Annotated in this window: 15 protein-coding genes; 8 read left to right on the top strand and 7 right to left on the bottom strand. The window is 71.7% G+C overall.

The features are described from left to right. The first annotated feature begins 91 nt into the window (after positions 1-91). The 4 genes from AB0M27_RS22565 (at position 92) to hemC (ending at position 3,226) form a co-directional block, all read left to right on the top strand. Positions 92-1,072, top strand: coding sequence for an ATP-dependent DNA ligase (locus AB0M27_RS22565; RefSeq protein WP_365723752.1), 981 nt, complete (start codon positions 92-94; stop codon positions 1,070-1,072). A gap of 85 nt (positions 1,073-1,157) precedes the next feature. After that, positions 1,158-1,676, top strand: a complete 519-nt coding sequence (locus AB0M27_RS22560; protein ID WP_365723655.1) for a hypothetical protein — start codon at positions 1,158-1,160, stop codon at positions 1,674-1,676. Continuing rightward, positions 1,673-2,149: a GNAT family N-acetyltransferase gene (locus tag AB0M27_RS22555; RefSeq protein WP_365723654.1), complete on the top strand. Its 477-nt coding sequence runs from the start codon at positions 1,673-1,675 to the stop codon at positions 2,147-2,149. Before AB0M27_RS22560 ends, AB0M27_RS22555 begins: the two co-directional genes overlap by 4 nt. A 141-nt stretch (positions 2,150-2,290) precedes the next feature. Next, complete coding sequence (hemC, locus tag AB0M27_RS22550) at positions 2,291-3,226, top strand: hydroxymethylbilane synthase (protein ID WP_365723653.1); 936 nt, start codon at positions 2,291-2,293, stop codon at positions 3,224-3,226. Between the two features lie 28 nt (positions 3,227-3,254). Here hemC and AB0M27_RS22545 read toward each other — a convergent pair whose 3' ends face one another. The 4 genes from AB0M27_RS22545 to AB0M27_RS22530 form a co-directional block, all read right to left on the bottom strand. Next, positions 3,255-3,779: a hypothetical protein gene (locus AB0M27_RS22545; protein ID WP_365723652.1), complete on the bottom strand. Its 525-nt coding sequence runs from the start codon at positions 3,777-3,779 to the stop codon at positions 3,255-3,257. A gap of 190 nt (positions 3,780-3,969) precedes the next feature. Next, positions 3,970-4,830: an ABC transporter permease gene (locus AB0M27_RS22540; RefSeq protein WP_365723651.1), complete on the bottom strand. Its 861-nt coding sequence runs from the start codon at positions 4,828-4,830 to the stop codon at positions 3,970-3,972. Beyond that, positions 4,790-5,644: an ATP-binding cassette domain-containing protein gene (locus tag AB0M27_RS22535; protein ID WP_365723751.1), complete on the bottom strand. Its 855-nt coding sequence runs from the start codon at positions 5,642-5,644 to the stop codon at positions 4,790-4,792. Before AB0M27_RS22535 ends, AB0M27_RS22540 begins: the two co-directional genes overlap by 41 nt. Positions 5,645-6,426: 782 nt before the next feature. Further along, positions 6,427-6,912 carry a MarR family transcriptional regulator gene (locus tag AB0M27_RS22530; protein ID WP_365723650.1) on the bottom strand — a complete coding sequence of 162 codons (486 nt, stop codon included), beginning with the start codon at positions 6,910-6,912 and terminating at the stop codon, positions 6,427-6,429. 251 nt (positions 6,913-7,163) lie between these two features. Between AB0M27_RS22530 and AB0M27_RS22525 the strand changes: the two genes are divergently transcribed. Continuing rightward, positions 7,164-7,955: an RNA polymerase sigma factor SigF gene (locus tag AB0M27_RS22525; RefSeq protein WP_365723649.1), complete on the top strand. Its 792-nt coding sequence runs from the start codon at positions 7,164-7,166 to the stop codon at positions 7,953-7,955. Positions 7,956-8,003: 48 nt separating this feature from the next. Here AB0M27_RS22525 and AB0M27_RS22520 read toward each other — a convergent pair whose 3' ends face one another. Next, on the bottom strand, positions 8,004-8,318 hold the full coding sequence (locus AB0M27_RS22520; protein WP_365723648.1) for an ANTAR domain-containing protein: 315 nt from the start codon (positions 8,316-8,318) through the stop codon (positions 8,004-8,006). A 128-nt stretch (positions 8,319-8,446) separates the two neighbouring features. Between AB0M27_RS22520 and AB0M27_RS22515 the strand changes: the two genes are divergently transcribed. Then, complete coding sequence (locus AB0M27_RS22515) at positions 8,447-9,256, top strand: VOC family protein (protein WP_365723647.1); 810 nt, start codon at positions 8,447-8,449, stop codon at positions 9,254-9,256. A 90-nt stretch (positions 9,257-9,346) separates the two neighbouring features. Here AB0M27_RS22515 and glgX read toward each other — a convergent pair whose 3' ends face one another. Continuing rightward, positions 9,347-11,491 (bottom strand): glycogen debranching protein GlgX, encoded by a 2,145-nt coding sequence (gene glgX / locus AB0M27_RS22510; protein WP_365723646.1) that lies wholly within the window; start codon positions 11,489-11,491, stop codon positions 9,347-9,349. Next, the gene (locus AB0M27_RS22505) at positions 11,488-12,027 is read right to left on the bottom strand and encodes a pep a2 (RefSeq protein ID WP_365723645.1); all 540 of its coding nucleotides are present in this window, start codon (positions 12,025-12,027) and stop codon (positions 11,488-11,490) included. The genes glgX and AB0M27_RS22505 overlap by 4 nt, the downstream gene beginning before the upstream one ends. Before the next feature lie 327 nt (positions 12,028-12,354). On the opposite strand from AB0M27_RS22505, the gene AB0M27_RS22500 reads away from it, so the two are divergent. After that, positions 12,355-12,654 (top strand): DUF5133 domain-containing protein, encoded by a 300-nt coding sequence (locus tag AB0M27_RS22500; protein WP_365723644.1) that lies wholly within the window; start codon positions 12,355-12,357, stop codon positions 12,652-12,654. A gap of 107 nt (positions 12,655-12,761) precedes the next feature. Next, on the top strand, positions 12,762-13,402 hold a 641-nt coding region (locus AB0M27_RS22495; RefSeq protein WP_365723643.1), incomplete at its 3' end, for a maltotransferase domain-containing protein.

Genomic DNA, 13,402 nt, shown 5'->3' with positions numbered 1-13,402 from the left:
TGGCCCGGCGGCCCGGGCCCGTTCAGGGGAACCGGTGGCCGCAGGGGCGTGAGGGCGGCGGGAGCGGTCGAGATCTTCAGCCGTGACCGCCGTGCCCCTGCCGCTCATCGCGCCGATGCTCGCCACTCCCGGCACCTTGCCGCCCGCCGCCCAGGACCAGCGGTGGGCGTACGAGACCAAGCAGGACGGCCAGCGGGCGATGGTCTATCTGCCCGGCGACGGCAGCGTGCTGCTGCGCGCCCGCTCGGGCGAGGACATCACCGCGGCCTATCCCGAACTGCGGCCGCTCGGCGGCGCGCTGGGCACCACGCCCGCCGTACTGGACGGCGAGGTGCTGGCCCTCGACGAACAGGGCCGGGCCGACTTCCAGCTGCTGCAGAGCCGGATGGGCCTCGCGCACGCCCCCGCGCGGGCGGCACGCCGGGCCGCCCAGGTGCCGGTGCATCTGGTGCTGTTCGACGTGCCGTACTTCGAGGAGTCCCTGCTACGGCAGCCGTACGTACGGCGGCGGGCCCGGCTGACGGAGCTGGGCCTGGCCGGGCCGTACTGGTCGACTCCGGGTGCGGTGACCGGGCACGGCGCCGAGGCGCTCGCGGCGACCAGGGAGCACGGCCTGGAGGGGCTGGTGTGCAAGCGGCTGGACTCGGTGTACGAGCCCGGGGTCCGCTCGCGTGCCTGGATCAAGATCCGGAACATGCGCGCGGAGGATGTGATCGTCGGCGGCTGGCTGCCGGGAAAAGGACGGCTGAGCGGGCTGCCCGGTGCGGTGCTGGTCGGACAGCGCGACCAGGGCGGCCGGCTGCGGTACGTCGGCGGGGTGGGCACCGGCTGGAGCGAGGCCGAGCGGACGGAGCTGGCCGCGCTACTGCGGGACACGGCGAGCGAGCGGTGCCCCTTCGACCCGGTGCCGCGCGCCCCGGGCGCCCGCTGGGTGCTGCCCCGGCTGGTCGGCGAGGTCAGCTACAGCACCCGTACCCGGGCCGGACTGCTGCGCCAGCCGTCCTGGCTGCGGCTCCGCCCGGACCTCACCCCCGAGGAATCCGCGGCCGACCTGCCGGAGGGCTCCGGCTGAGGAGACACGCCGGTACGCAGCCCGCCCTACGGTGCGCCACCACCGGGCCATGGACGCCCCCGCACCGAGCCCCCATCATGGCCGGATGGATCTTCACGTGGAGCTGCCCCCGGCGATCGACGCGTCCGGACTGCTGGCCCTCGCCGAGGGGCATCACGGCCGTACCGCCCGGGCGTTGGGTGTCCGGGAAGCCGCCGGTCACCTCGTCAAGGCGTACACGCTGCAGGCGCCGGGCCGTACGGTCGGTCCGCAGGCCGTGGACACGGCGCTGGACCTGGCCGCGGGCCATCTGACGCTGGGACGGGTACGCGGCTCGCTGGGCCTTGCCGTGCTGATCGTGCACGCGGGCGGCGACGGCGACTACGTCCTCGTGCACAGCTGGATCGAGGGACACATGTCCGACCTGGCCGTCTTCACCGGACCGGCCGGGCGGCCGGCCGAGCTGCGGCCGGGCCGGGCGGGACTCGCGCCGTGCGTCTGGGAGGCCGCGCTGCTGGCGCACGAGCGGGAGGCGTTCTCCCGGCACGTCCTGGACGGCGAGGGCCCGCTCGCCGAGCGCCTGACCGCCTGGAGCACCGACACCCTGGATGGCGAGGTCCGGTGATCGGCACTCCCCTGGTGCGGCACGCCCACCGCGCCGATCTGCCGCGCGTGGCCGAACTGGCCGCCCAGCACGCTGAGTACGAGCGTGCCGCCCCGCCGGTGCCGGACCTCGCCGCCCGGCTGGCCGGTCTGCTGTTCGACACGCCGGCCCCGCGGCTGCGCTGCCTGGTCGCCGAGGCCTCGGACGGCGAGATCGTCGGCTACGCCACCTGCGCGCCCGAACTGTCCACCTGGGACGGGCGGGAGTATCTGCACATGGACTGCCTGTTCCTGGCCCCCGGCCACCGCGGCCTCGGCCTCGGCCCGCTGCTCATGGAGGCGGTGGTCGCCGAGGCCCGGAGGCTCGGCGTCACTCAGGTGCAGTGGCAGACGCCCGCCTGGAACGAGGGGGCGGTCCGTTTCTACGACCGGCTCGGCGCCCGCGCGAAGGAGAAGCTGCGCCACACCCTCCCGGTCGGCGAAGCCGGCGCCTGAGCCGGGAAACCGGCCGCCGCCCGGGAGCTGTGTCTGCGGCTCCTCGGGGCCACGGGTCTCGGGACGGCGCCCTTCGAGAAGACCGCGGTGTTCCACCCGGTCCCTGACCGGGCGTCGGGTCCGAAGGTCTATCGTGTCCCCATGTCCGTCCCGGAATTGATCCGTATCGTCTCCCGCGACTCCCCCATGGCCCTGGCCCAAGTCGAGCGGGTCCGCGCCGAGTTGGCCGTGCTGCACCCCGGTGTGCGCACCGAGGTGGTGCCGGTGAAGACCACCGGCGACAAGTGGCTCGGCGATCTGTCAAAGGTCGAGGGCAAGGGGGCGTTCACCAAGGAGGTCGACGCGGCCCTGCTGGCCGGGGAGGCCGATCTCGCGGTGCACTGCGTCAAGGACGTGCCCGCCGACCGGCCGCTGCCCGCCGGCACCGTGTTCGCCGCCTTCCTGAAGCGGGACGACATCCGGGACGCGCTGATCCACCCGGGCGGGCTCACCCTGGACGAGCTGCCGGCCGGCACCCGGATCGGCACCTCCTCGGTACGCCGGGTGGCCCAACTGGCCGCCACGCACCCGCATCTGGAGTGTGTGCCGTTCCGCGGCAACGCCAACCGCCGGCTGGAGAAGCTGGCCGCCGGGGACGCGGACGCCCTGCTGCTGGCGGTGTCCGGTCTGGAGCGGATCGGCCGCACGGACGTGATCAGCGAGGTGCTGTCGACCGAGACGATGATGCCGCCGATCGGCGCGGGCATCCTCGCCCTGCAGTGCCGGGAGGACGACACCGCTCTGATCGACACCGTCAGCGGGCTCGGCGACCCGGACACCTATCGGGAGGCGACGGCCGAGCGGATGTTCCTGCATGTGCTGCAGGGCCACTGCAACAGCCCGATCGCCGGCTACGCGCGCGTGGACCGCGGCGGGGAACTGTCCCTCCGGGCCTGTGTGTTCACCCCGGACGGCAAGACCAGGCTGAACGCCCACGAGTGGGCGGGACGGCTCGATCCGGCCACGCTCGGCACCTCGGTCGCGGTGGCGCTGCTGCGGCAGGGCGCGCGGGAGATCATCGACGGCATCCCGCACTGACCGTACGGCGCCGCCGGCGCCGCCCGCGTCAGGCGGTGCCGGGCTCCGTCTGGTCCTTCAGAAAGGCGCTGACCTGGTGGGCCAGGCTGCCCTGCCCCGCGGCCGCGGGAGCGGCCGCCGTGGTCGCCTCCAGGACGCCGATGCCGCCGGTCCACAGCCGACGGTCGGCCCACTCGTCCTCCACCCGCAGCTGCACCTGCACGTCCACGTGGGCCAGGGCCGCCTCGGGGGCGGCGGCGTAGATCACGGCGGTGGCCCGGCGCAGCGGGTAGACGTCGAAGCCCTCGATGAACTGCGAGTTGCGCCAGTCGATGAACGCGCCCTCGCCGTCCGGGCCGACCCGGACGTCGATCTGGCCGTCCTCCAGGTGGATGCCGTAGTGCTGGGCGCCACGGTTCTCGACCGTCACCCGGACACTGAAGTACGCCAGCCCGACGGCGGCGTCGTCGCGTCCGCGCGGCGGCTCGGCTGCCTCCAGACGGTGGACGCGGACCCGCAGACCGGCATGCTCGTCGTACTCGTGCCAGTCCCCGACCACGTTCGGCTCGTACACAGTGCCCCTCTCGACCTTCGAGAGCTGCTGTCTATCTGTGCGCCGAGCGCACTGTCAAATGAGCAGAATGCGCTATGGCCAGCGGGTTCGCCCGCTTTGATCGGTGATCAAGCGCTGCGCAGGAAGGATGCGTTCGCGGCGCTTTCGGCGGGGGTACGGGTGCGTGCCGCACATCACGTCCACGGCAAGATCACCGGGCCAGTCGGCCGAGCAGTGCGGAGGCCGCGGTGACGCCGAGCGCGGCGGCCACCGCCAGGACCGCGAAATCGGTGCCGAGGTGCGCGGGCGTGCCGAGCAGCAGGCCACGCAGAGCGTCGACCTGATAGCTCAGCGGGTTGACCTTGCTGACGGCCTGGAGCCAGCCCGGCATCACCGAGACGGGGTACAGGGCGTTGGAGCCGAAGAACAGCGGCATGGTGATCGCCTGGCCGAAGCCCATCAGGCGGTCGCGGCTGAGCACGATGCCGGCGATGGTCATCGACAGGCAGGAGAAGAACGCCGAGGCGAGGACGACGGCGAACGCGACGCCGACCAGCTTCAGCGGGTTCCAGGTGAGGGCGACGCCGAGCACGGCGGCGATGACGATCACGACGATCGCCTGGATCAGCGACTTCACCCCGGCGGCGAACGCCTTGCCGGTGATCAGTGCCGAGCGCGGGGTCGGGGTGACGAGGAGCTTGTTCAGGATGCCCGCGTCACGTTCCCAGATGATCTGGATGCCGTAGAAGATCGCGATGAACATCGCCGACTGGGCGATGATGCCGGGCGCCATGAAGTCGATGTACGGGACGCCGCCGGTGGGAATCGCGCGGATCCGGGTGAAGGTCTGACCGAAGATCAGCAGCCACAGGGCGGGCTGGACCGCACGGGTGTACAGCTCGGTGCGGTCGTGCCGCAGCTTCTGCAGCTCCACGGCGCACATGGCGACGACCCGGGCGGGCAGCAGCCGCCAGCCGGCGCGCGGCACGGGCGGGCTGAGCAGCAGAGCGGTGTCGCTGCCGGGGGCGCGGTCAGCCGACTCGGCGCGCGGTGCGGCGGGTGCTGCGGACATCGCGGAAACCTCCTCCGGAGTGGGCGTCGAGGCCGCTGCCGGCGACGTCGCGGAAGACGTCCTCCAGCGTGGGCAGGGTGTCGGTGCCCCGGCGTTCGGCGAGGCCGCGGCGCAGCTCGGCCGGGGTGCCGAGGGCGCGGATGCGGCCGCGGTGCATCAGGCCGACCCGGTCGCAGTACTGGTCGGCCTCGTCCATGTAGTGGGTGGTGACGAGGACGGTCATCCCGATGGCCGCGCGGACGGCGTTGATGTGCTCCCAAACGCCGGTGCGGGCGATCGGGTCGAGCCCGATGGTCGGCTCGTCGAGGATCAACAGCCTGGGCGCGCTCACCAGCGCCTGGGCCAGCTCCAGGCGGCGGACCATGCCACCGGAGTAGGTTCCGGCGAGCCGGTCGGCGGAGTCCGCGAGGCCGACGGCGGCCAGCGCCTGGCCGACCCGTGCGGCACGCTCGCGGCGGGGGACGTCGAAGACCCGGGCGAACAGGGCGACGTTCTCCCGGCCGGTCAGCCCGCTGTCGGCGGACAGCTGCTGCGGGACGTAGCCGAGCAGCCGGCGCACCGCCATCCGCTCCTTGGCCGCGTCGTGCCCGAACACGCCGACCATGCCGGCGGGGACGGGCAGCAGGGTGGTGATGCAGCGGATCGCGGTGGTCTTCCCGGCGCCGTTGGGCCCGAGCAGCCCGAACACCTCCCCCTCACGGACGGTCAGATCGAGCCCGTCGACGGCATTGGTGTCCCCGAAGGCATAGGCGAGCCGGGTACAGCTGACGGCATCGGCGACCAGGGCGGGGGTGACCGCGGAACGCGCGCCCATGGCGTCGGCCCCGGGAGCCGACGTGGCCGCGGGGCGCGCGGCAACGGCGTCGGCCCCGGGGGCGGTCGGGGTCGTGGGGCGCGCGGCTTCGGCGGCAGTACTGACGGCGTCGGCGGTTTCGGGAGCGGCGCCGACGGTTCCCGCAGAGCCAATGGCCGCGGTCGCTGCGCCGGAAGCATCGGCGGGCACGCCAGGCGTCGCATCCACGACGACGGGTTCAGCGGGTACGTCGGCGACTGCGGCGGATTCGGGCGCCACACCGACAGTTCCCACAAAGCCGACAGCAGCAGCCGGTTCACCGGAAGCATCGGCGGACGCACCAGGCGTCGCATCCACGACGACGGGTTCAGCGGGTACGTCGGCGACTGCGGCGGATTCGGGCGCCACACCGACAGTTCCCACAAAGCCGACAGCAGCAGCCGGTTCACCGGAAGCATCGGCGGGCACGCCGGGAATCGCATCGACACTGACGGCTTCGGCGGGTGCGTCGGCAGCTGGGGCCGAGGCGTCGGGGCTGTCGGCGGTGTTCACGCAGTCGCTGGGGGTGCCGACGGTGTCCACCGAGTTGCCCGAGCTGTCGATGGTGTTCGCGGCATCGCCGGAGCTGTGGATGGCGCCGACGGCGTCGCCAGGGGTGCCGGAGGTGTCCACGGAGGTTCCGGAGCGGCCGGCAGTGCCGACGGCATCGGCGGAGCTGTCCGTGGTGCCTGCAGCGTTGTCCGGGGTTTCGGCGCTGTCCCTCGTCACGGCCTCTGGACCTCCGTCACGATCGTCGGTCTCCGTCATGCTTCCTCGGTCTCCTCGTGCAGGCCGGCCGCCAGTTTGCGCAGTGCCGGGAGGGCCGTGCGCAGGGCCTCGCGGTCGGTGTCGTCGAGGCGGGACACGTGCCGGCCGACCAGTTCGGAACGGCGCCGCTTCCAGTCGCCGAGCCGCTTCTCGGCGGCCGCGGTCAGCTGCAGCCGGGCCGCGCGCCGGTCGGCGGGGTCGGTCTCGCGGAGCAGGTATCCGCCCCGGACCAGCTGGTTGACCAGGGTCGACACGGAGTTGCCCGCCAGGTGCAGGGCCCTCGCCGCGTCCGAGATGCCGATACCGGGCCGGGACTCGACCAGCCGGAGCAGTTCCACCTCGGCACCGCGCAGCCGGGGCACGCCCAGACCGCCGCGCAGCCTCCGGCGGATCAACCGCTGGATGCGCACCAGCGTGTCCGCCAGCTCCTCCGGGAAGGTCTCGGACTCCGTTGCCGCTCGCTGCGCCGTATCGGGTTCCACACCAGAAGATTACCTCTCCTACAGAGATATAGGCCGCCAAGGGGAAATCAAAGATCGACCTGCCCGCATCCCATTTGTACTTAATTGGTTTGCTATGTCCGTGAATGGGAAAGCAAAGGGCAGTGCTTCGGACCGTAGGCACGTCCGTGGGAGTCGGCTTCTTGTCGCACGCCCCGCTTCCCCTATTTCTGGTCCGAGCGCGCCTCCCACGGTGTCTGTACACCCAGCACCTGCTGAGAGAGGTGCGCATCATGCCTGTCATCGGTAGCACGACCTCCCATCCCCACGACGACGCCCCCGACACGGCGGAATCGTTCGAGCGGCTCGCGCAGCTGCCCGAAGGCCCCGAGCGGCGGGCGTTGCGCGATGAACTGGTCGAGCTGTGGCTCCCCATGGCCGAGCGGATCGCCGTGCGGTTCCGTGGCCGCGGGGAGACTCTGGAGGACCTGTACCAGGTGGCCGCCCTCGGTCTGGTGAAGGCCGTCGACCACTACGACCCCGGGCGTGGCCGTGCCTTCGAGGCCTATGCCGTGCCCACCATCACCGGTGAGATCAAGCGCCACTTCCGTGACCACATGTGGACCCTGCACGTGCCGCGCCGGGTGCAGGACCTGCGCAACCGGGTCCGCTCCGCCGGCAAGGAACTGGCCCAGAACACCTCGGGGCGCCCGCCCACCGTGGCGGAGATCGCCGCCTACACGCGGCTCAGCGAGGACGAGGTGCGCACCGGCATGGAGGCGCTGGAGTGTTTCTCCGCGCTGTCCCTGGACGCCGAGGTGGCCGGCACCGACGGCTACGCCCTCGGAGACTCCCTGGGCAGCCCCGACCCCGGATACGACCTCGTGGTCGACCGGGCCGCCGTCAAGCCATGTCTCGCGGCACTGCCGGAACGCGAGCGCATCATCCTCTACCTGCGGTTCTTCCGCGGGATGACACAGAGCCGGATCGCCCAGCAGCTGGGTATCTCGCAAATGCACGTCTCCCGGCTGCTCAGCAGCTGCTTCGACCGGCTGCGCGAGGAACTGCTCGCCGAGGCCCGCTGAAGCCGCGCCCGCTGAAGCCGCCGGCGCATCCCCCGCCCCCGCCGGGACTCACCCGTCCGAGGTCCCGGGCACCTGCGTGGGGCCGTACCGGTCCAGGGCGTCCTCCAGTTCGGCGCAGACCTCGGGCGGGATGTCGCCCCGGCGGCCCCAGATGAGGATCAGCTCCGCGATGTTGCGCAGCTTGATGTTCGTGTGCTGGGAGACCTCCCTCAGCACCTCCCAGCCCTCGTCCGGCGTCACCCTGCCCAGGGCCACCACCATCCCGATCGCCTGGTCGACGACCGCGTGGGAGATCACGGCCTCCTTCATCTGGTCGACCTCGGCCTGTAGCTGGGAGAGCCGGTCGGGCTCGTTCGCTCCCATGCCCCCATCGTGCCCGCCTGCCTGCGGCGATGCCACCGGGGGTACTCGACAGGCACCTGACCCCCTTCCGGTTGGACACTGGATCGAGAGCGGTGGCCGCCCGGCCCCGAGAGCAGGACGCGACTGACATGAACCACAACGCACCCGTCAGTGGTGGACCGCGGAAGCGAGACGTCGTCTCCACGCACTCCGTCTTCGGTGCCCCGTGCTGGGTGAGCCTGACCAGCCGTGACCTCGAGGCCACCCAGGACTTCTACACGGCCGTCCTGGGCTGGCGCTGGCGCGGCGCGAAACTCGGCGAGCACTTTCGGATCGCCCTGGCGGACGGCGTGCCGGTGGCCGGGATCGCCGCCGTCGCGGCCATGTGGCAGATGGCCGTGGCCTGGACGCCGTACTTCGCCGTGCCGGACGCCGACGTGGCGGTGGCCCGGGTCCGCGAGCGCGGCGGTACGGCGGCCGTAGGACCGCTGTCCTTCCCGCCGGGACGCGCCGCACTGCTCGCCGACCGGGACGGGGCCACCTTCGGCATCTGGCAGGGGGATCTGGTCGCCAACTGGGAGGCCTGGCGGCGGGCGTCGCCCACCTTCATCCGGCTGCACACCCGCGACGCCTTCGACGCCGCGATGTTCTACGGCGAGATCCTCGACTGGGCGTCCGGGACGCCGGGCTGTTGCGAGGTGGAGTACGAGGGCGGCGAGGTGGTGCTGCGCAGCCAGGGCGACATCGTGGCGCGCATCGACTCGGGCGCGGTGGAGTCGGCACCGGATCCCTCCGTACGGCCGCACTGGCAGATCCACTTCACCGTCGCGGACGTCACGGACTGCGCCCGGGCGGCGGAGAAGCACGGTGGCAGCGTGTTGCGCGAGGACGAGACGGAGGCGATCCTGCGGGATGCCGACGGCGCGCAGTTCACGGTGACGGCACGCGACGCTCGCTGATATCGACCCCGCGCCTCTTGGGGAGCCGCAGTGCCGTCGGCTTCGTAGCGGCACCCCGTGACCGGCCGCGACAGACGCGCGGACAGGCAGTCAGCTCGCCACCCGCGACGGTCTGGACAGCAGGATCAGACTCCGGGCCTCCACGCGAAGCCTCGAGCCCGCCTTGCGTTCGCGCTCGTCGGGGATGCCGTCCGGGTCGGCGGTGTCGATCAGGGTCGTCCAGCGCTCGCCGAAGGTGTCGTCGGGCAGGCGGAAGTCGACCTGTTCCCAGTAGCCGTTGACGAGCAGCAGGAAGGAGTCGTCGACCATCCGGCGGCCGTGTGCGTCGCGTTCGGCGATGGCGTCGCCGTTGAGAAACACCCCTACCGAGTGCGCGTCTTCGCGCTGCCAGTCCCGGCCGGTCATCTCGCGGGCGTCGGGCCTGAGCCACATCAGGTCGGGCAGCGGTTGCCTTGCGTGGGTCGCGGTCTCGCCGCGGAAGAAGCGGCGGCGCCGCAGCACGGGGTGCGCGGCACGCAGGGCGATCAGATGCCGGGTGAAGTCCGTGAGGCTGCGCTGCTCATCCGTCATCTCCCAGTCGACCCAGGAGATTTCGTTGTCCTGGCAGTAGGCGTTGTTGTTGCCCTGCTGCGTGCGGCCGAGTTCGTCGCCGTGGGAGAGCATCGGGATGCCCTGCGACAGCAGCAGCGTGGCCAGCAGGTTGCGCTGCTGCCGGGCGCGCAGTTCGAGGACGGCCGGATCCTTGGTGGCGCCCTCGACACCGCAGTTCCAGGACCGGTTGTGGCTCTCGCCGTCCCGGTTGTCCTCGCCGTTGGCCTCGTTGTGCTTGTCGTTGTACGACACCAGGTCGCGCAGCGTGAAACCGTCGTGCGCAGTGACGAAGTTGACGCTCGCGCGCGGCCGGCGCCTGCTGTGCTGGTACAGGTCGGAGGAGCCGGTCAGCCGGGAGGCGAACTCGCCGAGCGAGCCGGGCTCGGCGCGCCAGAAGTCCCGTACGGCGTCCCGGTACTTGCCGTTCCACTCCGACCACAGGGGCGGGAAGTTGCCGACCTGGTAGCCGCCCTCCCCCACGTCCCAGGGCTCGGCGATGAGCTTGACGCGGCTGATCACCGGGTCCTGCTGGATCAGGTCGAAGAACGCCGAGAGCCGGTCCACCTCGTGGAACTGCCGGGCCAGCGTGGCCGCGAGGTCGAAGCGGAAGCCGTCGACATGCATCTCGGTGACCCAGTACCGCAGCGAGTCCATGATCAGCTGGAGCACGTAAGGGTGCCGCATCAGCAGGCTGTTGCCGGTGCCGGTGGTGTCGTAGTAGTGCGCCCAGTCGCCGTCGACCAGGCGGTAGTAGGAGGCGTTGTCGATGCCCCGGAAGGACAGCGTGGGGCCCATCTCGTTGCCCTCGGCCGTGTGGTTGTAGACCACGTCGAGGATCACTTCCAGGCCGGCCGCGTGCAGCGCCTTCACCATGGCCTTGAACTCGTTGACCTGCTGGCCGAGGGAGCCGAAGGCGGCGTAGGCGTTGTGCGGGGCGAAGAAGCCGATGGTGTTGTAGCCCCAGTAGTTGGACAGCCCCCGGTCCTGCAGCACGCCGTCCTGCACGAACTGGTGCACCGGCATCAGCTCCACCGCGGTCACGCCGAGCGAGGTCAGGTGCTCGATGACGGCGGGGTGGGCGAGGCCGGCGTAAGTGCCGCGCAGCCGCTCGGAGACGTCGGGGTGGGTGCGGGTCAGGCCGCGCACATGGGTCTCGTAGATCACCGAGTCCGAGTACGGCGTCCGGGGCGGGCGGTCGTCGCCCCAGTCGAAGTGGGGGTCGGTGACCACGCCCAGCGTGGAGTGCCCGGCGCTGTCGGACGGGGCGGGGCCGTCCGGATCGCGTTCGTACAGGGAGGCGTGGTTGTCGATCTGGCCGGTCACGGCGCGCGCGTACGGGTCGAGCAGGAGCTTCGCCGGGTTGCACCGGTGGCCGAGCGAGGGCTGCCAGGGGCCGTGCACCCGGTACCCGTAGCGCTGGCCCGGCACGATGCCGGGCAGATAGGCGTGCCAGACGAATCCGTCGACCTCGTGCAGCCGGACCGGGGTCTCGGTGCCGGCCTCGTCGACGAGGATCAGGTCGACCCGCTCGGCCACCTCGCTGAACAGGGCGAAGTTGGTGCCCTGTCCGTCGAACGCGGCACCCAACGGGTAGGGCTGCCCGCTCCACACGGGCAGCCCTTTCTTTCCCCTGCGGGCGGTCACCGGCTGCCCTCCAGGGCGTCGTCAGGAGCAGCCGCCGCGAGCACGTCGTCCATGGCTCCCGCGGGCGCGGCCAGCACCACCACCGGCGTCTCGCGCGGCACCTGCAGCCCCTGCCGCAGCGTCGGCGCGGGGGCGGTCGGCACCAGCGGGACGCGCTGACCGGCGCGGGCCCGCTGCGAGAACCAGATGATCTTGCTGCCGGTGTCCGAGGCGCAGCAGCCCCAGCCGTCGCTCATGGCGGCGATGTCCGCCAGGCAGGCTCGCAGGTCCTGGTCGGGGCGCAGGTCCGGGTCGTCGTCGGCGAAGGCGGTGATGAGGTGCTGGCCGTTCCACCACATCTCGATGGAGGTGTGCTTGTCCGTCGCATGCTCGTCGATCGCCCGCAGCAGCAGTTCGGCGCCGCGGCAGACGGGGTCCGTGAGGTTCTCGAGGTCCCAGTAGCGGAGGTGGGCGGCCAGGATGCGGCTGACCTGTCCCACCCGTTCCGGGCTGACTTCCACGTCGAGGTGGTAGTAGCAGGGCACTGCGGTCTTCATCGTCGCTTGCTCCTCACCGGCGAAGCTCTCGCTCCCCTCGCCCGCCCGGGAGAGGTCCCGGATGCCCGTCCGGGAGGGATCCCGGACACATAGCGTGAGCGCTGATCGCTTCTGAGTCACCTCCACGGTGACCGCACTACGCCATTCGTGCAACACGAGGGCCCGACACACATCCCTCGTTGAAGATCCAACAAGACGCTGCGTCGTCGTCCGTGCACCATAAGTGAAAGCCTCGATCGCCGTAACGGTGCCGTGCCCTTCCGCGCGCGGACACCACCCGACCGTCGGGAACGCGCCCAGTCGAGAGCGTGGAAGGTGAAGAGGGCAATGCTGCTACCCGCCAAGGCCGAAGTGGCCCGGGCGTTGCGGCGTTACCGGGCGTGGGAGCGCGTCATGCTCGCCTCGCCCCACGACCGCACGGTCCGGGTCACCTTCGAGGACTCGGGCTACACGCTGTGCGTGCTGATGGGCAAACGCTGCGCCCGCGAGGCCGCGGACGCCGCCGAACGCTATCTGCGCACGAATCTGGTCACCTACCTGCGCGAGCAGGACGGACGGCCGCGGCCGCGCCGATCGGCCAGAAGAGCGCCGTCATCGGAGCGGCGCTCCACGGCGCCAAGCCCCTGAGCTGGCACCGTACAAGGCGTTCCCCTCGGGGCCGGCGTGAGTCGGCCCCTCTCGGATCGCGAAGCCGGGCCGGGTGCCCGGCTTCGCGCACGGCGGAGGTGAGATACATGCGCAGGACCCCGGCCATCGGCCGTGTACCGGTACGCGACGTCCGGCCGGCCGTGGAGTGCGGCAGGCGCCCGGCGAAAGCGGTGGCCGGGGAGACCTTCCGGGTCACGGCCACCGTGTTCCGTGAAGGGCACGATGCCGTGGGTGCCAATGTGGTCCTGCGCGATCCGAAGGGCCGCCGTGGCCCGTGGACGCCGATGCGGGAGCTGTCCCCCGGCAGTGACCTGTGGGGGGCGGACGTCACCCCGGACGCGACGGGCCGCTGGACCTTCCGGGTAGAGGCCTGGAGCCATCCGTTGGCGACCTGGCGGCACACCGCCTCGGTCAAGGTGCCGGCCGGAATCGACATCGGGCTGGTGCTGGAGGAGGGCGCCGAGTTGTACGAGCGTGCGGCCGGCGGAGTGCCGAAGGGCCCGGAGCGAAACGTTGTCCTCGCCGCCGCACAAGCCCTCGGCGACGACTCCCTGTCGGTGCACGAGCGCCTGAAGTCCGCCCTGTCGCCCGACGTGGACGCGCTGCTGACCCGCTATCCGTTGCGCGAACTCGTCACCGCCTCCGACTCGATGCCACTGCTGGTGGAGCGGGAGCGGGCCCTGTACGGCTCCTGGTACGAGTTCTTCCCGCGCTCCGAGGGCACGGC

Source organism: Streptomyces sp. NPDC052107, assembly GCF_040680215.1.
Classification (GTDB): domain Bacteria; phylum Actinomycetota; class Actinomycetes; order Streptomycetales; family Streptomycetaceae; genus Streptomyces.
The sequence above is the reverse complement of the archived record's forward strand: the minus strand, read 5'-3'. Positions and strand labels throughout refer to the sequence as shown.